We start from the raw sequence: 20,632 nt of genomic DNA, 5'->3' as shown, positions 1-20,632 counted from the left end.
TATATACCCTTTTATATTATCTTGTGCAAGAAGCCAAACCAATAGAATCTAGCCTCCATTTTGTCTAGGCCTACTCTATTTCCACAAAGCACCCAAAATCTGTTTTTCTAATAAGTCTAGGTCTTCTTCTTTTATTTCTCCATTGTCGCTAACGACATAAAGCTGAGCGAAGTAAGCAAACAATGGACCAACACAAATACGAACCATTTGAGGAATCGTTATCTCTGGATTTACACGTGGATCTGCCAGCAATTCCTTATGAAGCACTCGAAGTTTATCTTGAATAGCATTCCAGATAAAAATCTGTTCATTTTTTAGTTTTTTATTTGAAAAACTCTCCTGCAGAATGATTTTCATCAAAGCACGATTTTTTTTGAGATAGCTCATACGATCATGGACGAGATAACGAACCCTCTCTTCTGTCGTTTCAAAAGCTAAGAGTTCCTCAAAAAAACTACCGAAAATGCCTGGGACTACAGGATGTAAAATAGCCGTCAGTAGATCATCCTTCGTCTTAAAATACTTAAACAAAGTTGCCTGGCTTAGTCCAGCACGCTCAGCTATGTGAAGAGTTGATGTCCCATGGTAACTCCTGGTTGATATGAGATCCACTGCTGCCTGCATGATTTTTTTCTTTCCTTGAGGGTAATTCGCTTCTTCTAAGTAATCTTCAAACGATTCAAAAACAGTCTTATCCATCTAATCTTCACACCTTTTTAGCATTATTTATGTTGATTTCTAAACTTTACGATAACGACGCAATCCAACAATATTAAGAATTGTTAAAATGATCAAGAAAACCATTAAAACACCAAGATTTGGCAAAATATCACCAAGATTGTGTCCGTAAAGAATAATCTGGCTTATTGCATCACCAGAATAGGTTAATGGCAAAAATTTCCCCACAGTTGGAGCCCATTCTCCCATGGATGACAATGGAATAATTCCTGAGAAAAAAAGTTGGGGCATAATCACGAGGGGAATAAATTGCATCATTTGGAATTCTGATTTTGCTAGAGTAGACAAGAGAATTCCAAAAGCTAGTGCTACAAGAGCCAGTACCACATTAACTATTATAACATTTAAAATACTTCCTACAACTTCTACATCTAGTAGCCAAATTGCTGCTAAAACGACAACTGCCGTTTGAAAAATCGCAATAATACCGTAAGACAACATATAGCCATAGACGATTTCAGATCGTTTCACTGGTGTTGCTAACAAACGTTCTAGTGTTCCACTGGTGCGCTCTTTCAAAAGCGCCATACCTGAAATCAAAAAGACAAAAAAGAAAACTACAAAACCTATCAAAACCGGAATCATACTGGTAAAGAAGCTTGTATTTTCATCTCCATACTGGTAAGACTCCTTGATTTCAGGTGTTTTTGCGTCCGAGTCCAATTGTGGAAGAGCTTGTTTAACACGAGATACTAACTGATCGGTGCCTTCACTGGCGATACTCGTTCGTAACACTTGTCGTATCATAGAGGTCTTGGAGGCATCTGTATTTGCGTAGTCGACCTGATACTCACCGTCTTTATAAGAAATCACAGCATCGACTTTTTCATTTGCTAGCGCTTCTTTGGCTTGATCTAAGTCTTGATAAGTCTCGACGTCCACATGATCGAGCTCATCCATTTTCGTTACCAAACCAGTTGGTAGATCTTGTGTTGCTAACTTGACATTCACGGTTGTACTAGCTGAAAACATGAGGTTCATCAACCACATGATAAAAACAGGTGCTATAAACATCAGGGCTAGAGTTCGTTTGTCACGAAGTAATTCTTTGATGACTTTTTTTGCAATCGCTATTGTTCTCATTTTACTCACCTTCTGCTTTTAAAAATACTTCTTCAATACTTGAAACTTGATAACTTTCTTTTAAGTGTTGCGGTGTATCAAAAGCAATGATTTTTCCGCCTAATAATAAGCCGACCTTATCCGTCAACTCTGCTTCATCCATAACATGGGTAGTAACTAATATCCCAACCCCATTGTCTCTAAGCGCGAATAATTCTTTCCAGATTTTCTTTCGAAGAGAAGGGTCGATTCCAACTGTCGGTTCGTCCAAAATCAAGAGTTGAGGATTTCCTAACAGCGCGATAGCAAGAGACAAACGCCGTTTCATTCCTCCAGAATAACCAGATACCGCCTTGTTTAAGTAGTCTGTCAGATCTACTACTTGAGCTATATGAGCAATTTCCGCCTTTAGGTCTTTTTTAGAAAGCCCCTTTAGCTGACCAAAAAATTCCAGATTTTCTTGGCCTGACAAGGACTCGTATAAAGCATCTGATTGGGCCATATAGCCAATATCTCCTAAAATATGGCGATTGGGCATAGTGTGATTTAACACTAAAGCTACGCCTCCATCAGCCTTTTCCATTCCTAACGTAGTCTTAATCATAGTTGATTTACCAGCACCAGACGGACCAATTAAGCCTATAATTTCTCCTGGTTGCAATTCAAAGCTGACATGATTCAGAACTATTTGATGGTCAAAAGATTTTACTAAATCTTGTAAATGTAGTAATGTTTTCATTTACTTCCTCCTTGGTGAGTGATTACTCACTTGCTAAATATAAACCTATTGTAGTGAGTAATCACTCACTTGTCAAGAAAAAATCTGAATTTTTTTAAAAATAAAGCACCAGATATTATTATCTGATGCTTATAATGGATAGCTATTGCTTTTAGAGCTGTTTCTAAATCTCTTCTCGATACTCTGAAATGGTCTTTCCTGTCCACTTTTTAAAGGCCTATTCTTCCTCTGCTTTTCTAAGCCAATCCTACCATCGTCATTGCTATCGCAACTCTAATGACCTTGGCGATGGAAATTCATTTTACTCATTTTTATATGAAACAGACTAAGAAATTTTCAAGACCTAATTGGGAGTTGTTTTAGCTACAATCCATCTCTCAAACACAAAAACTCTCCCTTCTCTTTCGAGAAAGGAGATTCTTTTTTATCCTTGTCCGCCAGGGGCTGGACCGCCACCTTGAGGGCCTCCATTTGGTCCACCACCTCCAGGCATAGAGTTGACAATTTCCGTTTGTTTTTCACCGTTGAGATAGATATCTCCACCTGTGTAGGTCGCTGTTCCATCAAAGTCAAAACCTGTTTGACCAGTCATTTTAATGGTTCCGCCTGTAACTGTGATATTGCCGTTTGAGTCGATTGGGTCTGTGTCTCCTTGACCGACTTCTACTGTCAGGTTCCCACCGTTCATGGTGAAGAAGATTTCACTCTGTTGGGCGTTTTTATTAGCTGCGTTGACCCCATCATCTGTCGAATAGATGCTAATGTCCCCACCGTTGATAGTGATTGACTTACCTTCAAGTCCTTCTGTCGAATTCTTGACGGTGTAGGTACCACTATCGATAACCAGGTCTCCAGAAGCGTGGATGCCATCATCTCCTGCTGTGACGGTGATGTTGTTGTTGGATAGGTACATGGTTCCGACTGAAGTATCCTCGTCATTGTCCACCTTTACGCCATCTTCCTTGGCATCGATGGTCATGGTCGTACCAGTGATGTTGAGTTCATCATTGACATTAAAGGCATCGCCAACTGCTGTGATGTTATAGGTTCCGCCCGTGATGTGGAGAATGTCATTAGCCTTGATACCGTTGTTTTTCTTGCCATCCACATTGAGAGTTCCTTTCCCGTTGATGGTCAAATCCACCTTAGAAAAGAGAGCTGCGTCTGCTTTTTCGTCGCTGTTAGAGCTTGAGTCAGAGAGATTGTTGGTGGTTCCCTCTGCTAGAGTCAAGTAGACATGGCCAGCTGATGTCGCAGATATCGCTGCATTGGTATTGGTCATGGTCGCACCTTTTAGGACTAGGTGAACATCTGCCGACTTATCTGCCTCGACCTTGATCTGCACTCCATCAGACTGACCTGAAATCACATAGGTTCCAGATTTTGTGATGGTCACGGTTGATTCAGAGACTGTCACCCCATCTCCAGAGACGTTTGCTGATGAGCCAGATAACTCAATCTTAGAAGCTGTACTTTCATCATAAGAGGTATCATTGTCCTTCTCTGTAAAATAGGATGATTGGTTTGTCTTTGTTGCAGTCGTTGTTGCACTATTTGTCGTTGCATTGGTATTGGATGTAGTTGTTGACTGGGAACATGCTGCCATCAGCACCATTGCCGTTAAACTCGTTGCGAGTAGGGTCCATTTTTTTGATTTCATACTTTTTCCTCTCCTTCGTATGATATAGCTAGACAGTCTACAGAAGATTCCTGAAACAAAACTAAAACTTTTCTGAAAGTTTCCTTAAATTCAGTTTCAGTTAAGTTTCGCTTAATAAAACTTTTAGAAATGTCCTCTAGACTTGTTCCAAGCAAGTTTACCTTGTTTAATCTATGATTTATCTAAAGGAGAAATTGCTTATGAAACCCCTAGAAACAAGCTTTGAACGGATCGAAACCAAGTATATGGTTTCTAAAACAGACTTACAGGATTTAATAGAAGATTTGAAAGACTACCTCGTCGAGGACGACTATCCGACTTCGACCATTTCCAATATCTACTTTGATACAGAAGATTTTCATCTCATCCAAGACTCCTTGCAAGGTCAGCATAAGAAAGAAAAAATCCGTATGCGGACCTATCTTGCGCAGCCAAGTACTAACAGCCCCGCCTTTCTAGAAATCAAGTCAAAAGACGAAGCCGGTATCGGTCACAAGCACCGCGTCCTAGCCCAGTCAGATACCATCACCCAGCTCATCACCAAAGGTTGGGGAGCAGACCTGATCAAAGATAGCTTTCTGGTAGCAGAGGTGCAAAAGATCCGTCAACGCTACAGTGAGGCTCTCAAACCTCGTATCTATATTTCTTATGATCGTTTTTCACTAAAAGAAAAAAAGAAAATCCCAGGATTTCCCTACCAGAAAATTCGTGTCACTCTTGACCAAAACCTGACCTATCGAGATGAAAATGTCAGCCTATTTGCAGACAAGGAAGGCCTGCCTCTCTTAGAAGACGACCTGATCATCATGGAAATCAAGGCGCCTGGTGACAAACCGCAATGGCTACAGGATATCCTTGATAAATATGGTCTGGTAGAGCAAAGATTCTCAAAATACTCCTGCGCCTACCATAAATCACAAGGGCTAGCCTATGCCCCACAACCTATCGGAGAAAGTGTAGGTAATGCTTATGTCTAACCTTTTTAACTCTATTTTCAACGACGCAACCGCTACTGCTGACCCCCTCCAACTCCTACTCGCCCTTGTCGTCAGTCTTTTTCTAGGACTAGCACTCAGCTGGGCCTACAAGCAACGGACTCTTTACACACGGGAATTTGTCATCAGTTTGACCCTTTTACCTTGTTTGATGACGCTGGTCATCTTCCTCGTCAATGGCAGTCTCGGAACGTCGATTGCAGTGGCAGGAACCTTTAGTCTCATTCGTTTCCGTTCTGCAACGAGTGGCTCTCGAGAGCTAATCGCTATCTTTCTAGCTATGATCATCGGTCTGGCGGCAGGGACAGGCTATCTTTTCTTAGCCGTTCTCTTCACAGTCTTTATCCTGGGCATTTGGCTCCTTTTGGAAAAACAACAGAGCAAGAGCAATCACCAACGTCGTCGACTCTTAACCATCACACTTCCCAATAAAGAAGACCGCCTAGATACTATCCAGGTCGCGCTGGATCAATTTTGCACCGAGTCTGACCTTGTCTCAGTAGATACCAGCAACTCTGGTGAATCCTTGCAAACCGTCTACGAAGTCGATCTCCATCCTCAAGTAGACGACTTTCAACTGACGAGCTACCTGACAAGCAAGATATCTCAGTGCGATGTTTCCTTGACCAAGAAAGCCAAAAAGAAGAAAAATCTATAAGACTAAAACTCATAAAAAGAACAGCCCAAGCTGTTCTTTTTAGTTTTCTTTTACTGGGATTTCCTTGATGACACGCGCAGGATTCCCAGCTAGGACGACATTATCTCCGAAGGACTTGGTAATCACGGCCCCCGCTCCTGCAACGACGTTATTTCCCAGTGTCACTCCAGGAAGGACAATGACGCCACCTCCAGCCCAGAAATTATCTCCAATGGTGATGGGCTTGCCGTATTCGACCCCTGAATTGCGTTCATCCGGATCCAGTGGATGGAGTGGGGTTAAAAACTGACAGTTGGGGCCAAGCATGGCGTTGTTCCCGATGCGAATCGGGCAAACATCCAGCATGGTCAAGTTCCAATTAGAATAAAAATTTTCCCCTAGATGGATATTGACTCCATAATCGACCACCAAGCGTGGATTGATATAAAGATTTTGCCCAGTTGAGCCAAACCAAGTCTTGATGATTTCGGATCCCTTCAAGGGATCTTCTTCCTTGTTAAAGGCAGCCTGTTTTTGGCGAGAAGCTTGTGCCAAGGCACGCAACTCTGGGTCCGACGGACGGTAAGGCTCCCCTGCTATCATTTTCTGGTATTCGCTAACCATCTTATCACCTCACACTTACTTTGGACCCATCATATCAAAAAGCCTTTGAAAGGTCAAGAATAGCCTGCTTTCTATACTCTCGAAACTAATTCCCTCCCAAGTCAAAACAACTTGCTTGACAAAAGCTTAACTTCATGGTTTAATATACCCCATAAGGGTATGTTAGGAGGTGCCTATGTTTCACTTATTTACAAAAATTGACAGTATTTCTACCAGCGAGTTAGAAGCTAAACTCAGAGAACCGATTCAGCTACTGGATGTTCGGACGCCTATGGAATTCCGTAGAGGTCATATCAAAAATGCCAAAAATGTTCCTTTAACGGAAATCGGTTCTTACACACCTGCGACAAAAGAAACACTTTATGTCATTTGTCACTCTGGTGTGCGAAGCAAACTAGCTGCGAAGAAGTTAAAGAAAAAAGGCTACGATGTCATCAATGTACGAGGCGGTATGAGCGCTTGGACAGGCAAGGTCATCTAGAAGCATAAAATAATTGGCTACGCAGCCTTGAACCTTATCGAAGGTTTGAGCGATAATATCCAATGGTGTCAGCTCAAAGACGATCTGACTAAGGGTAAAAATCCCTAGATATAAGGACAAGTGGCGAATTTCAGGGGGCGACCCAAGGTCGATACCATCGAACTATGGGAGAACTTGGATGAATCGGACAAGAACCAAACCTACATCCTTAGCTGCCACAGTGTTTTGCGCAGCTAGATCACAGAGCGTATCCTCTAGCGGCAGGATTTACCGTCCAAAACCCTGATAGCGCTTATTCACATTATAAAATGTCTAATCCAGAAGGAGTCAAATATGGAAACGAGTATCAGCATGGCTGATTTTTATGAAAAATACCTAAATGAAAATCTAAACCTTATCGATGTACGTGAAGTGCATGAATTCCAAGCAGGACATGCACCAGGTGCCAAAAATCTTCCGTTAAGTACCTTGGAGCAAGGTTACAAAGAACTCAAACCTGACCAGGAATATCATGTCATCTGTCAAGGTGGAGTCCGTTCCGCATCTGCTTGTGAATTTCTAAGCGCCCAAGGCATCACCGTTATCAATGTAGAAGGTGGTATGAATGCTTGGCCCGGTCAAGTAAAATAAGCAAAAAACCGATTAAGGAACTTAATCGGTTTTTTTCATTTCTGCAACCCACTAATATAGGGCTCGTAGCCCGTCACTTCTAAAAACGAAGCACATTGACGGTATCTAAAAAGAGGTTGCTCATTGGTATTGGAGGAACTCACCCGTTTGGCCAACATGATTTCTTTATCAAAATAGACTTAAATACCTTTGTCTGCATTGTTTATCAATAGCAAATTAGTTTATTTCCGTTTAATCAGGTATCGGATGGCCTTTTCTAGGCGTTCCTTTTGAGCCTCAGGGTCGTCTAATGGTTGGTTGATACAGCCTGTGAGATTTTCAGTAATGATCATCTCAATCACGCGCTCAACGCTAGATTTCACTGCTGTCAACTGCGTAACAATATCTGCACAGTCACGATCTTCTTCAATCATCTTTTGAATCCCACGCAACTGGCCCTCTGAACGCTTCAGGCGTGTGATATACTTTGAGTTTGTCATTGATTTATCCTTGGTCACTTTTTCTTCATTATATCTCGAATAAGGGGCTTTGTCAAAATTCACTTCCTGTCTGTATTTGTGGGAGGCAACCTTTTCTCTGTATCAGACAAAAAAGATAGGTGAGCATGGAAATGGAAAAGAAACTCTGTCCTCCTTGAAGCTCGATGGGAAGTCACGTTTCCTTTCAACCAACTGACCTTTATGCGTATATCTTGGACAAATTGGACAAAAAGGCTAGGATCACTATCCCATAGACTATAACTAGAGCCAGCCCAAATCCGATACCAAACCACTTGTAAAACTTGTCCATTCCGCTGTAACGTTCGACATAGGCCCTGGTCGGCTTGTCTGGATCATACCAGACTGTCAGCTCCGAATGAAGGGGGAAATGGGTCTGCATCAAGCGTTTGAAGGAAACAAAGGAGTTGCTGTAGCGAGTGATCGAAGGCGCTAGCATATCTTCTCTTGTATAGTCCTTTAAAAATTTAGTAGTCCCCCACGGAATTGTGACCGTTTTGAACATAAAATACTGCAAGGTTTTCTTATAAGCAATCCCATCCACCGTGTATTCGACGATAGGTGGATACCCCTCACGAAAACGGCTATAGCCGATAACCGTTCCCTGTACGGATGACTTGGCAAGGCGGACCAACTTCTGATCCCGAAGATAGAGATAGAGAAAGGTCCCACACACAAATACAAAAGATAGGAAGATGACGATTGTCCCAACTATCAAACCAATTACTTCTTTAGTCATATGAACTCCTCCTGTTATTTTATACAGTAAAATCTCAAAACTAACTCATCCAGAAAGGACATCGATGCCCTCGAGTCTACTCTTCGGATTTTTCTTTTGACTGTTTTTCTCTCAAATCTTTCACTGATTTTGATATGATATCTCTCACCTGTTCGTCAGTAAGTCCTGGAATCTGGTAATAGGGATTATTGGACTCGCTTTTTGACGGTTTTGTTCCTGAATTTTCGGTTTTAGAACTTTGTTCAGTCGAAGACGAGGATTTCGACTCTGAGGAACTGGACGACTCAGACTCAGAAGACTTGGACGTTTCAGGCGTTTTAGAATCAACCTTAGGTGGCTTGTTTACTTGGTTGTTCGGCTGTTTCACAGGTTTATAGAATAGTCCAAAAGACAACAGCAAGGCTATCAAGATCCCAATACCAGCCAAGGTTCTTTTATTGGCTTCAGCCGAGGGAACCTTTACTCCCTTCGTACTGAGTATTTTCCATTCTGGATGCTCTTTTTCTATGGCTTTTTTCTGTCTCCTAAGAGGACCAAGTAGAAAATGATTAAAAGGCACAATCGTTACCATAGCCACCGTTACAAGCGGGACATAATTGGAATGACTTGATACCAGTAGAACATCAAGGATAGCGAGAAGAATGAAGAGGAAACGCCCCACAAACTTACGAACTTGATGCTCTTTTTTGATCTGCAAATATCTCTCTTGTGACATTATCATCCTCTCTTTTCTATTTCTTCATTAAATATCACTTTCCCCTGTTCATACTTTCGCACAGCTAAGAACCAGCGGATAGGGTTGTTTTGGAATAAGAAAAGGTACAACAAGGCAGGAAAGAGACCTGCTAAAGGCGAGAAAAAGATTTGTATATCAAATGCCTCTTGCTTATTGAATGAGTCAATAGTGCCCGGAATTGCAGCAGCAAATATTACTATAGTAGTCATAAAAACTAGTAGCATGACAATCATAAAAGCCAACATTTTCGCAAACGTCGCTTTTTTCTCACTAAAATTTTCCCAGAACAAATTTGAATAAACTGCTTCTTTAAACTCTTTCTTTGTTGCTCCTTGGACTCGTTTCACTCCTTTATATAAGGCGACTTCCATCATCCATATAAATCCAAATAGGATAAAGGAAAGACAAAGAATAAAAATAGGAACCATCCCACTATTATAACGAAGGCCTGAGAAAATTGGTATTGCAACAAATCCTCCGAGTAAACCTAACAAAGAGAATATAGCAATTAAAGGAGCAATCCCCCTATTCGATCTCCTAGCCCCTTCTGTATTTAACAAGGCACTCTTATCTGCTACAAGAGCCTCTTTTGTTCGCGTATTATAGTAAACGGCCTTATCACCGCTCTGTCCAATAAAAATTATTTTTCTCATATAAAATCACCACAATTTCCACCAATCACTATAATCAGAAACTTCAATTTTATCATAGGTTGTTGATAAAACATCACCAACCACTGGTAATGGTAATAGCGTTTCTCTCGTGTTTCTAGTTCTTCTCTTCCCTAAATAATACTTTCCCCTGCTTGTATTTTCGTACGGCTAAGAGCCAGCGGATTGGATTGTTTTGAAATAGTAGAAGAACCACGCTAATTGGAACGATAGTTGCTCCGATGGGTACCATGAACATAGACGGCTCAAACCATTCATGTTCATAGTAGGGAAGGAAGGTCCCAGGTATGGCAAAGAACACAACAATAACAAAAACAAATAGAAGAACGAGGATAGCAAATAGATACAAGATGATTTTATCGACTGTTGGTTCCTTATCTGGTGACTTCCTCCAAAAAGTACTACTTTCAACCGCATCTTTAAACTGTTCTTCACTTGCTGGGACAAGCGACTTGGCCCCACTGTAGAACAGTTTTTCAAATCCATAAACACTTCCGATAAAAACGAAAAGGATCGCGGCTAGATGGATAGGAATCATCCACTCACTCAATCTAAAGGGTGCTATCAAGGAACGAATCCAAATACCGATAATAGCAACTAGCAAGAAAGCAAAGAAGAGAAGCCAAGGCCACTTGGATTTCTTTGAACTGATAGCACCATCAGTGTCTGAAACGGTGCTAGATTCTGTCGTTAGAGCCTCTCTCGTCCTTGTGTTATAGTAGATGGATTGCTGGCTTCCTTGGCCTATATAAATGATTTTTCTCATCTTACATTTCTCCCTCTTTCCCTCGGCTACCGTCCTGTAATGTCTCCATCAGCTCCTTGAACAGTCGTTTGCGCGTTTTCATTCGAAAATCATAAACTATATATGTAAGAATACCAATCCCTAACATGTACATAATTAAAAATTGAAAATCAGAAACAGCCAGATAACGATAGGCTGAAAAAATCGTTATTAAAACAAAAATGTAGCCAACTACTGTCAACGCCCTAGATTTTCTCCTAAGTGTTTTGATATTAGCTTTTGTCAACCGGACTTTTCTAAATCTATCTATCTTCATGTTACGTCGGGTAGACTTGGCAAGGAGAATGATCCCGAAAACCAAAAACAGAGACATCAGGATAAAGAAAATCAGGTTGAAAGGGGATGAGACATCTCCAAAGGTTTGGTTGAGCGACTTTGACAACCGTTGGAAGGAATAGATTGCAATAGGAGCTGCAATGGCTGAATAATTCATGCCTTGTTTTACTTCATAGAATACTTGATTCTTCAGATCATAATAGATAAAAGAGTCCTCCAGAGGGCCCATACTGATTAAATTTTTTACACTTGTGTCCATCTATTTCCCGTCTCCTAAACTCAATACGGATACTCAAACAGAATCCTACTTTCTCTTAAAAGCATCGTGACAACGATTGCCAGCAGTCTAGCCGATTTTCGGCATTTGCCGTCTAGAGAAAGAAAAGTTTATTAGTATTATAGCATGAACCCCCAGAAAAGGTAAAATATCCCCGGCAGATACCTTTGCTAGATCCAAGAAAGGGTTCGTCATTTCATAAAAAAGCGAACAAGTCCGCATTCTAAAAACAGAATGCGAGCTTATCCGCCTTTTTCTATGTCTCTAAAACAAATGACGTCTCTTCCTCATCGTGCTAAGCGAATACGGGTCACAATCCCATCTGGATCTACCAAATCCAACTCACTCGAATTTAACCACTTGATTGGTACTTCTAGCTCTTGTGCTTGCTTAACGATGTTCAGGAGTTCTTCCTTGCTTTCTACCTCAAGAACATAGTAGGCCAAGCCTGGCAAGCCTTGCTCACGCGGAGCTAGCCCTTTTCCAGCCCATTCGTTGACAGCCAGGTGGTGATGGTACTGACCAGCCGCTATCCAACTAGCACTAGGAATGCTAAATTTATCTTCTAGTCCTAACACCTTTTGATAAAACTGGCTCGCCGCGTGGCTATCCTTCACCGATAGATGGATATGCCCCATTCTCGTCCCTTCAGCTAGGATAAAGGGATCCACCTTTTCCCCTAACTCATAGATGTCCTGTGCCGCAAGAGCTTCGGTCACACCGATAATGCGGCCGTCTTCTCGAATATCCCATGAAGACACTGGCTTATCACGGTAGAGTTCAATGCCATTTCCTTCCAAATCCTCTAGATAAAGGGCCTCGCTGTATCCATGATCTGCACCCCCGACCAGAGGAATCTGCAAGTCACTTAGGTGTTTCAAGACATCTGCCAAGGCTTTTCGTGTCGGCGACAAAATCGCCAGATGGTAAAGGCCGTAATACTCCCTTACTTCCCCTGTCTTTTCTGCCTGAATCAAGTGAACTAAGGCTTTTCGACCAAGTCCCAAAATCGCTTCTGTCTCTGTTTGGGATAAAATCTCCAAGCCAATAATCTGGTGATAAAAAGCCGTTTGAGTCTTCAAATCCTTGACATTTAAAACCACCTCGGCTAGGTAAATGTGGCTTTGGTACGCATAAGTCATCTGGGTGTCTCCTTTACGTTGTAACGTTGTAACTTTATAGATTACATCAATTATACACTATTGAGATAAAATGTCAACGAAGACAACTCAAAAGAGCTGGAAACCAGCTCTTCTTTTTATTTTACAACAAGCTCATAGCGAGTTTTGCTGGTGAAAGTTTCCCCTGCTTTGAGAATGACTTGGTCTTTGAGATCACTGTGAATAGCATCTGGTAAAGCTTGCGCTTCAAGGGCAATCCCATTGTGTTGCAGCATTGGCTGGCCTCCGATGAGCACACTCTCATCCACAAAGTTTGCTGTGTAGACCACAAAGCAAGGGGCCTCTGTCTTGAAAAGCAGGAAACGACCTGAGTTTTGGTCATAAAGGAAACCAGCATTGTCATGACCCGCAGGAAGAGCAAATGGGTGATCCAAACCAGATACCAACTGGATTTGCTCATCTTCCTCTGCAAAGATGTCCTTCAACAAAGCTCCATTGTAGATGTGTTTCACCACATCACGATTAGCATCTGGAGTCTTATCTGGAACACCGTCCGGAGCGATTGGGTAAATGCCCTCCGTATTTAGTTGGAAGACATGGCGGTCAACTGTCTGCGTGAAATCACCAGACAAGTTGAAGTAGCTGTGATTAGTTGGATTGACCAGCGTATCCTGATCGGTCGTCACCTTATAGCTGACTTCGTAGGCACCAGTTTCTTCCAAGTGGTAGCTAATCCAAATCTTGAGATTACCAGGAAATCCTCCAGTCCCGTCTGTACGCTCGGTGTAGAGAGTCAAGCCATGGTCGCTCACTTCGACCAATTCAAACAAGCTCGAATCCCAACCTGTTGAACCACTGTGGTTACAGTTGCTAGCATTGTTAACTTCAAGGTCATAAGTCTTGCCATTGAGCTCAAATGTTGCACCTGCGATACGGCCTGCTACTGGTCCCACACTTGCTCCATGCTTGGGACTATTACCTACATAGCTAGCAAAATCATCAAAGCCTAAGACAACATTGGCAAAATTTCCAGCCTTGTCAGGTGTGACATAGCGCAAAATGGTCGCACCATAAGTCATAACTTCAAGCTGGTAGCCACCGTCAGTCTCAAAGCGATAGGCCAAGACATCCTTGCCCTCATGATTTCCAAATACACGCTCTGTGTATGCTTTCATTCTTCTCTCCTTTGATCCATTTCTCTTAAGTAAACAAACCATAGAGAGTGTATTTACCATCTATGGTTGTAGTTTTTATTTTCAGAATCCTTTGTCAGAAAACCTTAAGTATCTTCTTAACAAAAAGGGATTCTTCTATTCTTGTTTTATGCTTCTACACGTTCTTTCCATGAAGTTGCTGTTGTTTGAAGAACCTTGTTGAGTTCGTCAATGTTCTCAAATCCAGTTGTGCGTAGCCACTCACGAGCTGCTGCTTCACCGTCTTTGATGTAAGCTTCAACTGATCCGGCCCATGTTGCACGGCCACAAAGAACGCCGTTGAAGTTTGCGCCTGATTCGTGGGCAAAGACAAGTGTTTCTTGGAAAAGTTTGGCTGATACACCTGCACTCAAGTAGATGTATGGCAAGTTAGTTGCTTCATCTTGCGCTTTGAAGAAAGCTGCTGCTTCTTCGCGTGTATGAACGATTTCACCATCGCCAAAGCCTTCAACGTATTTGACGTTGACTGGAACTTCCACTTTCAAAACGTCGATGTTAAAGCGTGGGTCTGAGAAGACCTTCATAGCACCGATAACCTTGTGTGGCTTCACTTTTGCGTATTCTGCAGAACCTGCGTCAGCGATTTTTTCATCGTAAGCCAAGATTTCAAGGAAGAATGGAATGTCTTCCGCCACACACTCAGAACCGATGCGTTCGATGTAGGCTTGTTTTTCTTGGTTGAGTTCGTCAGAGCTGTCTACGTCATAGTAAAGCAAGAACTTGACTGCATCTGCGCCTTGTTCTTTGATGCGTTTGGCAGACCAAACATCCAAACAGTCAGGCAAGCGTTTAGTGCTTGTTGTGTCGTAGCCAGTTTTCTCATAAGCTAGGAGAAGACCAGCATTTGGATCTAGCGCTTTTGTAGCCGGAAGTCCATACTCTGGGTCTAGAAGCATAGAGGATGCGTATTTTGTCAATTCATCCGCTACCAAGACTTTAAGTTCTTCCATTTGAGCCACTGTTGGCTCTTCTGTTTGGTATTGAGCCATGAGGCGTTTTAAAGCACCACGTTGGTCAAAGGCAAGAGCTGAGATAATACCGTTCTCGTCAGAGAGTTTTTGCAAGCAAGCTACTTTATTGGGACTTAATTGTAATTTACTCATAGACACTTCCTTATTTTTGATATTCATGAATGATCACACCTTGTACCACACGGTTTACAGTGCCAGTAGGAGATGGTGTATCTGGTTTATTTTCCACTTTAAGCGAAGTCAATAGGGCAAAGAGTTGAGCATAAACGATGTAAGGGAAGACACGGTAAATATCGTTCAAGACACCACCACAGCCAAGGGCTACTTCTTTGACATTTTCAAGATCAAAGGCTTGATCACTCAAAAGCACAACACGACGAGCAATGTGATCACCAGCAACTTCACGAACCAAGTCCAAGTCGTACTTGCGAGTGTAGTCTGTCGTTGTACCAAAGACCAAAACAACGGTATCTTCGTTGATCAATGATTTTGGACCGTGACGGAAGCCGACTGGACTTTCATACATGGTCGCCACTTGACCAGCTGTTAATTCCAAAATCTTGAGCTGAGCTTCATGAGCAAGTCCAAAGTAAGGACCAGCACCCAGGTAGATAACGCGGTTAAAGTCGAGGTCAACCAGCTCTTTAACATCTTCTGCATTGTCTAGAATCTTACGCGCAAGGCTCGTCACAACTTCAAAACGTTGAGCTTTCACAGCAAATTCTGTAGGGTCAAACACCAAGAGAGCTGTCAACATCATAGACGTAAAGCTAGAAGTCATGGCAAATCCAGCGTCATTGGAAGCAGCTGGTTGCAAGAGCAAAAGATTGCGCTCATCGCCATGAGCTTGAAGCGCCAATTTACCATCTGCTGCACAAGTAATCGTCACTTGATAAAGCTCATCCACTAAGGCTTTGGCCAAATCAACCGTCGCCACACTTTCAGGCGAATTCCCACTACGAGCAAAGGAAACAAGGACAGTCGCCACATCTCTTTTCAAATAAGTTTCTGGATTGGCAACAATATCTGTTGTCGCAATAGAATTGAAGTTCCATTTGCGCTCGTCATAGACTTCCTTAAAATATGGCACCAAGGTATCTCCCACATAAGCAGAAGTACCAGCACCCGTCAAGATGACCTTGATATAGTCATGCTTATCAGCGATTCCTTGTAGGAAGGCTGCAATTTCTTCACGTTTTGCTTGATAGGCTTCAAAAGCCTCTTTCCATACATCAGGCTGTTGGTAGATCTCACGAGTCGTGATTTCTGCACCCAGTTCAAGTAATTCTTCTTTTGTGTAATTTAGCATAGAGTTCCTCTAATCTATTGTCGTTTCATTCCTATTGAAAATATGGGAATGGGATTGACTCCCATTCCCATGTATATTCTATATAAGATGCTCCAACGATTTAGCCGTTATCACATCGTATACTCAATGAAAATCAAAGAGCAAACTAGGAAGCTAGCCTCAGGTTGCTCAAAGCACTGCTTTGAGGTTGCCAGATAAGACTGACGAAGTCAGTAACATCTATACGGCAAGGCGTCGCTAGCATGGTTTAAAGAGATTTTCGAAGAGTATTATTCGTCTTCGTCATCATCGAAGCCAGCTAACAGATCATTGACTTTTACGATGCTTTCTGCAGCACGGCTCTTGTAGTCCGCATCTGCACCTGTAAGGCTCGCATTGATAAATTCAATCACCATTGGAAGATTCATCCCTGCGTAGAGTTCAATGTCGCGACCTTCCATGATCAAACGGCTTACCACGTTACATGGTGTACCACCGAGAAGGTCCGCAAAGACTAGGAAATCATCCAATCCTTCGATAGCAGCTTCAAATTTTGCAGTAAATTCTTCTGGACCATCTTCTGGAAGAAGGGCCACTGCATGAATGTTGTCCTGTGGACCCATGATCATTTCTGTGCTACCTTTAAGTTCTTCACAGAAACGACCATGACTCACCAAAATTAATGATTTACTCATAAATTATGCGCCCATTCCAAGCAAGAATTTACCGATGAATGAAAGACCTACTGCAAGAACGATAATGATACCGATCGCTTTAGTAGAGTTCATACCTTTCTTACCAAGCAACCAGAAGATAAAGGCAGTAAAGATTGCTGGAAGCAAACGTGGGAAGATTGAGTTCAAGATGTCTTGGAAGTCAATCATCTTTTCACCGATTGGCAATTTGTAAGAAATCTCAAAGTTGATCATTGTTGCTACAAGAGCACCCATCATGAAGACACCAAGTACAGATGCAGCGTCAATCAAAGCTGTCAAAGTACTTTGCATGTTGTTGATAAGGTTAACCCCTTCTTTGTAGGCAAATTCCAATTGTTTCCAACGGAAGATGTCATAAGCAACTGCAACTGCGATCCAAAGGAAGATACCCCATGGTTGGCCAGCGATAGCCATAGTTGCTGCGATAGATCCCATGATAGCAGGTACAAGTGAACCAAAGATTGTATCTCCAAGAGGAGCAAATGGTCCCATCAAACCTGTCTTGATACCGTTAACGGCATCTTTTGAACCCACACCATCTTTTTCTTCCATGGCAAGGTCAAAACCAGCGATAATTGTGTGGAAGAATGGTGAAGTGTTGAAGAATTGAGTATGAACTTTCATCATTTCTTTCAATTCAGGAGTTCCATCCCCATACATTTTACGCAATTGAGGCAAGATCATGTAAAGGTAACCAGAAGCTTGCATACGTTCGTAGTTCCAACCTAATTGGAAAGTAAACAAGCTACGTTTGTTGATTTGATTAAAATCTTCTTTTGTAAGTTTGTAATTAGAATTCGTCATCTTCGATTTCCCCACTTTCTGATGGTGTAGAAGGTGCTGCTACAGCTACTTTTTGGCTGTTCTTAAAGTGAACAACTGCAAGGAAGATACCTACGATAGAGATACCGATCATAGACAAACCTTTGAAGTTGTTAGCAAAGCCAATCTTTTCAGCAACATCAGCAGGAAGAGTACCAAGGATACCCGCAACAGCTCCGCCAAGACCTGTTACATATGAGTAAAGAACAGTCAACATAGCTGTCAAACCGAATCCCAGTCATACGTCCAAGAACGTCGAAGTATGTCAAAAGTGCTGCTACTGGTACAGCGATTGTTGTAATCGCAAGATCTGTATCAATACCTTGAGAGATAGAGAATGCTGTTGCAAGAACCGCACCAGAAGTTGCGTCGATACGAGAAGCACCACCGAAGGTACCAACCCCGAGAACGAACAACTGCAAGCTACCACCGATAAACAAACCAGTTGTCACATCTCCCATGATCAAACCAGTAATGAAACCAGCGAATACAGGGGAACCTGCAGATGAAACGATTGTCAACTCATCACAGATTTGATAAGCTGAGTACAAAGTGAGAAGTAAAATTTGCCACCATTGTATCATAACAATGACCTCCTAAAAATTTTTTCCTATTTTAATAAGCTCAAAAAGTCTGAAACTGGATCATTTGGAACCATTTGAGCAGTGAGTTTCACACCTTTTTCTGCCAGTTTGTGGAAGTCTTCCACATCCTTGTCTACCACGTTGATAGAACGTGTGATAGAGCGAGTTTCTGGTGTTTGAGACATATTGCCGACGTTGAGTGTTTCAAGTGGAACACCTGCTTCGACCAAACCAAGGAAACGGTCTGGTTTACGTGCAACGATAAAGAGACGTTGGCTATCGTATTTACCAGCAAGGATATTTGCTGCTGCTTTCTCAACTGGCAAGATACTGAGTTTCACACCTGGTGGTGTCGCAAGTTTCAAACCACTCTTTTCAATATCGTTGTTAACAACTTCGTCGTCTACAACCATAATGCGTGAAACATTTAGTTTTCCAGCCCAAAGATTGGCTACTTGACCGTGGATCAAACGTCCATCGATACGGCATCCTACAATTGTCATAAGTTTTCCCCCTTTATGTGTTTTAGTGTAGGTTTACGAGTTAAATGAATCTCTTCTTTATATTCGCCCTCAGTTTCAAAGATGATGATGCGGTTAGCACCTTGCTTGAGATAGCTATGAGGGATATAAAGTGAGAGGGTCGGACCGACGTTCCAGAAACGCCCTAGGTTACGCCCGTTGACAAAGGCAACTCCCTTACCAAACTCAGACAAGTCTAGGTAAGTATCCTTAGGCTCTTCAACGGTGAAGTCGAAAGCGTAAAAGGCTGGTTGTCCTTCTGTCCATCCTTTTGAAAAATCAATTTTCTCAGGATTATCCAATGGTAGTGGATACTGTTTCCAATTCAATAAGAAATGTAGATCCTTGCAGACACCTGTACGAATTCCTTTTCGCTGCGTATCTGCCAAGAACTTGTGTCCGTAGTTGACACGCCCCATATTTTCGATCAATATGTCAATCTCTGAAAAGCCTTCTCGATTGCCCTGACAGTAGATATCTTCACCAATTTCTGTCTGGTATTGAGTGGCGATCCATTGACCATCTACATAGAGTTGAGCTCGATCACGTCCATCGATGATACGGAGGCGTTCCTCTTCTGCATCCCAACTTGCCTCAGTGCGGTAGAGAAGGTAGCCATAACTTTGACCAAGTTCTTCCATCGCTTTTGGATAGAGGCTTTCAGTAGGACTGGAGAGACTATCCAGAGTTTCAAACAAGGAAACTTTTTCGACCAATGGAATGGACCCTAGCTCCATGCTTTCCTTATAGAGTGGTTCCAACTGTGGATACTCTGGGAAGTGGGTTGCCATCATCTTCTTGACTGCTAGGTATTTAGCAGTTGGATTTCCTTCTTCATCGAGAAGGGCATCATAGTCGTAAGATGTGACTTGTGGCAAATCCAGAGTCCCTCGAGCCGAGCAACCATTCATGAAACCAAAGTTTGTCCCTCCATGGAACATGTAGAGGTTGATAGAGCCTTGCTCCAATACCTCTCGAACAGCTTCTGCCAATTCTTTAGGATCACGAGTGATGATGGGTTCTTTCCAACGGTTAAACCAGCCATCCCAGAATTCCATACACATGAGAGGCCATTTTTTGCCATACTCATCAAAGAATTCCTGCATCTGTGAAAAGTTATACGGAGCTTTAGAACCGAAGTTCCCTGTCACAAAGAGGTCGTCTTCGATCAAGGTTCCGGCCTTCAGAGTAGCCCTCCATGGACCATCTGAAGTAAAGAGTGGGCAATCAATCCCTCGGTCTTCCATCAATTTCCGAATCGCTCGTAGATAAGACTTATCTTCTCCATAAGAGCCATATTCATTTTCGACTTGCATCATGAGAATGTTTCCGCCATTATCCAGCAAGCGAGGCACAAGCCTTGGCAATAATTGGTCATAATAGCGAGCAACAGCCTCGATGTAGGCCGGGTCGGACGAGCGAATTCGCACGTCCTTGGTCAAGAGCCAAGCCGGCAAGCCACCAAATTCCCATTCCGCACAGATAAATGGAGACGGGCGTACAATGGCATAGAGACCCAAATCTTGTGCAATTTGAAGAAATCTCTCCAAATTTCTGGCACCTTCAAAATCAAACTCCCCTTCAACAGGTTCGTGTAAATTCCAAGCTACATAGGTCTCGACTGTATTAAAGCCAAGCGCCTTTAAGTTATAGAGAGAATGATACCAATCCTCTGCTGGAATCCTAAAATAATGAATGGCGCCGGACAAAATCTTGAACGGTTTTTCGTCTAAATAGAAATCGTCCTCAATTTTAAATCTGGTCATGTTATTACCTCTGACGAATTAAGTTTGCGCTTTCATTTATTATAATATTAACTATAATCAAA

Annotated in this window: 23 protein-coding genes and 3 pseudogenes; 6 read left to right on the top strand and 20 right to left on the bottom strand. The window is 42.3% G+C overall.

The genetic code is table 11. The features are described from left to right. Nucleotides 1-75: 75 nt before the first annotated feature. The 3 genes from D8863_RS08355 to D8863_RS08345 are packed head-to-tail and all read right to left on the bottom strand — an operon-like array spanning nucleotide 76 to nucleotide 2,539. The gene (locus D8863_RS08355; RefSeq protein WP_125441634.1) at nucleotides 76-699 is read right to left on the bottom strand and encodes a TetR/AcrR family transcriptional regulator; all 624 of its coding nucleotides are present in this window, start codon (nucleotides 697-699) and stop codon (nucleotides 76-78) included. A gap of 39 nt (nucleotides 700-738) precedes the next feature. Continuing rightward, a complete protein-coding gene (locus D8863_RS08350; RefSeq protein WP_125441633.1) occupies nucleotides 739-1,821 on the bottom strand; it encodes an ABC transporter permease in 1,083 nt (360 codons plus the stop codon). A 1-nt stretch (nucleotide 1,822) separates the two neighbouring features. Next, nucleotides 1,823-2,539 carry an ABC transporter ATP-binding protein gene (locus D8863_RS08345; protein ID WP_070657289.1) on the bottom strand — a complete coding sequence of 239 codons (717 nt, stop codon included), beginning with the start codon at nucleotides 2,537-2,539 and terminating at the stop codon, nucleotides 1,823-1,825. Between the two features lie 240 nt (nucleotides 2,540-2,779). Here D8863_RS08345 and D8863_RS11340 point away from each other — a divergent pair. Continuing rightward, nucleotides 2,780-2,902, top strand: a pseudogene (locus tag D8863_RS11340) (low temperature requirement protein A); the annotation flags it as partial. Between the two features lie 61 nt (nucleotides 2,903-2,963). Here the strand turns inward: D8863_RS11340 and D8863_RS08335 are convergent. Further along, nucleotides 2,964-4,199, bottom strand: a complete 1,236-nt coding sequence (locus D8863_RS08335) for a carbohydrate-binding domain-containing protein (RefSeq protein ID WP_125441632.1) — start codon at nucleotides 4,197-4,199, stop codon at nucleotides 2,964-2,966. Between the two features lie 200 nt (nucleotides 4,200-4,399). Between D8863_RS08335 and D8863_RS08330 the strand changes: the two genes are divergently transcribed. Then, entirely contained in the window at nucleotides 4,400-5,176 is a 777-nt protein-coding gene (locus D8863_RS08330; protein ID WP_000803021.1) for a polyphosphate polymerase domain-containing protein, read from the top strand. Next, nucleotides 5,169-5,852: a DUF4956 domain-containing protein gene (locus D8863_RS08325; RefSeq protein ID WP_084849083.1), complete on the top strand. Its 684-nt coding sequence runs from the start codon at nucleotides 5,169-5,171 to the stop codon at nucleotides 5,850-5,852. The genes D8863_RS08330 and D8863_RS08325 overlap by 8 nt, the downstream gene beginning before the upstream one ends. Before the next feature lie 39 nt (nucleotides 5,853-5,891). On the opposite strand, the gene D8863_RS08320 is transcribed toward D8863_RS08325, so the two are convergent. Continuing rightward, nucleotides 5,892-6,455 carry a sugar O-acetyltransferase gene (locus D8863_RS08320; RefSeq protein ID WP_125441631.1) on the bottom strand — a complete coding sequence of 188 codons (564 nt, stop codon included), beginning with the start codon at nucleotides 6,453-6,455 and terminating at the stop codon, nucleotides 5,892-5,894. Nucleotides 6,456-6,630: 175 nt separating this feature from the next. Between D8863_RS08320 and D8863_RS08315 the strand changes: the two genes are divergently transcribed. The 3 genes and pseudogenes from D8863_RS08315 to D8863_RS08310 all read left to right on the top strand — a co-directional run bounded on the left by D8863_RS08315 (nucleotide 6,631) and on the right by D8863_RS08310 (nucleotide 7,566). Continuing rightward, complete coding sequence (locus tag D8863_RS08315; RefSeq protein WP_038804267.1) at nucleotides 6,631-6,936, top strand: rhodanese-like domain-containing protein; 306 nt, start codon at nucleotides 6,631-6,633, stop codon at nucleotides 6,934-6,936. 9 nt (nucleotides 6,937-6,945) lie between these two features. Beyond that, nucleotides 6,946-7,295 (top strand): annotated as a pseudogene (locus D8863_RS11270) (rhodanese-like domain-containing protein); the annotation flags it as partial. Next, on the top strand, nucleotides 7,270-7,566 hold the full coding sequence (locus D8863_RS08310; protein ID WP_125441630.1) for a rhodanese-like domain-containing protein: 297 nt from the start codon (nucleotides 7,270-7,272) through the stop codon (nucleotides 7,564-7,566). The pseudogene D8863_RS11270 and the gene D8863_RS08310, both read left to right, overlap by 26 nt. Nucleotides 7,567-7,787: 221 nt before the next feature. On the opposite strand, the gene D8863_RS08305 is transcribed toward D8863_RS08310, so the two are convergent. The 15 genes and pseudogenes from D8863_RS08305 to D8863_RS08230 all read right to left on the bottom strand — a co-directional run bounded on the left by D8863_RS08305 (nucleotide 7,788) and on the right by D8863_RS08230 (nucleotide 20,570). Next, nucleotides 7,788-8,045 (bottom strand): metal-sensitive transcriptional regulator, encoded by a 258-nt coding sequence (locus tag D8863_RS08305; protein WP_000185160.1) that lies wholly within the window; start codon nucleotides 8,043-8,045, stop codon nucleotides 7,788-7,790. A gap of 199 nt (nucleotides 8,046-8,244) precedes the next feature. Further along, nucleotides 8,245-8,802: a DUF3592 domain-containing protein gene (locus tag D8863_RS08300; RefSeq protein ID WP_125441629.1), complete on the bottom strand. Its 558-nt coding sequence runs from the start codon at nucleotides 8,800-8,802 to the stop codon at nucleotides 8,245-8,247. Nucleotides 8,803-8,878: 76 nt separating this feature from the next. Further along, the gene (locus D8863_RS08295) at nucleotides 8,879-9,517 is read right to left on the bottom strand and encodes a hypothetical protein (protein WP_185761470.1); all 639 of its coding nucleotides are present in this window, start codon (nucleotides 9,515-9,517) and stop codon (nucleotides 8,879-8,881) included. Between the two features lie 2 nt (nucleotides 9,518-9,519). After that, nucleotides 9,520-10,191, bottom strand: a complete 672-nt coding sequence (locus tag D8863_RS08290; RefSeq protein WP_001226099.1) for a hypothetical protein — start codon at nucleotides 10,189-10,191, stop codon at nucleotides 9,520-9,522. A 115-nt stretch (nucleotides 10,192-10,306) separates the two neighbouring features. Continuing rightward, entirely contained in the window at nucleotides 10,307-10,975 is a 669-nt protein-coding gene (locus tag D8863_RS08285) for a hypothetical protein (RefSeq protein WP_125441627.1), read from the bottom strand. Nucleotide 10,976: 1 nt separating this feature from the next. Then, nucleotides 10,977-11,549, bottom strand: a complete 573-nt coding sequence (locus D8863_RS08280; RefSeq protein ID WP_125441626.1) for a hypothetical protein — start codon at nucleotides 11,547-11,549, stop codon at nucleotides 10,977-10,979. A gap of 305 nt (nucleotides 11,550-11,854) precedes the next feature. Next, on the bottom strand, nucleotides 11,855-12,709 hold the full coding sequence (locus tag D8863_RS08275) for a VOC family protein (protein WP_125441625.1): 855 nt from the start codon (nucleotides 12,707-12,709) through the stop codon (nucleotides 11,855-11,857). A gap of 116 nt (nucleotides 12,710-12,825) precedes the next feature. Beyond that, nucleotides 12,826-13,863, bottom strand: coding sequence for an aldose epimerase family protein (locus D8863_RS08270; RefSeq protein ID WP_125441624.1), 1,038 nt, complete (start codon nucleotides 13,861-13,863; stop codon nucleotides 12,826-12,828). A gap of 146 nt (nucleotides 13,864-14,009) precedes the next feature. Beyond that, a complete protein-coding gene (gene lacD / locus D8863_RS08265; RefSeq protein WP_125441623.1) occupies nucleotides 14,010-15,005 on the bottom strand; it encodes a tagatose-bisphosphate aldolase in 996 nt (331 codons plus the stop codon). A 10-nt stretch (nucleotides 15,006-15,015) separates the two neighbouring features. Next, nucleotides 15,016-16,182, bottom strand: coding sequence for an SIS domain-containing protein (locus tag D8863_RS08260; RefSeq protein ID WP_125441622.1), 1,167 nt, complete (start codon nucleotides 16,180-16,182; stop codon nucleotides 15,016-15,018). Nucleotides 16,183-16,451: 269 nt separating this feature from the next. Then, nucleotides 16,452-16,856, bottom strand: a complete 405-nt coding sequence (locus tag D8863_RS08250) for a PTS sugar transporter subunit IIA (protein ID WP_000045700.1) — start codon at nucleotides 16,854-16,856, stop codon at nucleotides 16,452-16,454. 3 nt (nucleotides 16,857-16,859) lie between these two features. Then, nucleotides 16,860-17,681, bottom strand: coding sequence for a PTS system mannose/fructose/sorbose family transporter subunit IID (locus D8863_RS08245; RefSeq protein ID WP_000185287.1), 822 nt, complete (start codon nucleotides 17,679-17,681; stop codon nucleotides 16,860-16,862). Continuing rightward, nucleotides 17,668-18,283: pseudogene (locus D8863_RS08240) on the bottom strand (PTS sugar transporter subunit IIC). Before D8863_RS08240 ends, D8863_RS08245 begins: the two are co-directional and overlap by 14 nt. Nucleotides 18,284-18,309: 26 nt before the next feature. Next, a complete protein-coding gene (locus tag D8863_RS08235; protein WP_000156968.1) occupies nucleotides 18,310-18,786 on the bottom strand; it encodes a PTS sugar transporter subunit IIB in 477 nt (158 codons plus the stop codon). Continuing rightward, nucleotides 18,783-20,570, bottom strand: coding sequence for a glycoside hydrolase family 35 protein (locus D8863_RS08230; protein ID WP_125441621.1), 1,788 nt, complete (start codon nucleotides 20,568-20,570; stop codon nucleotides 18,783-18,785). The genes D8863_RS08235 and D8863_RS08230 overlap by 4 nt, the downstream gene beginning before the upstream one ends. Nucleotides 20,571-20,632 lie beyond the last annotated feature (62 nt).

This window comes from Streptococcus oralis (assembly GCF_003943825.1).
GTDB lineage: Bacteria > Bacillota > Bacilli > Lactobacillales > Streptococcaceae > Streptococcus > Streptococcus oralis_CD.
The sequence above is the reverse complement of the archived record's forward strand: the minus strand, read 5'-3'. Positions and strand labels throughout refer to the sequence as shown.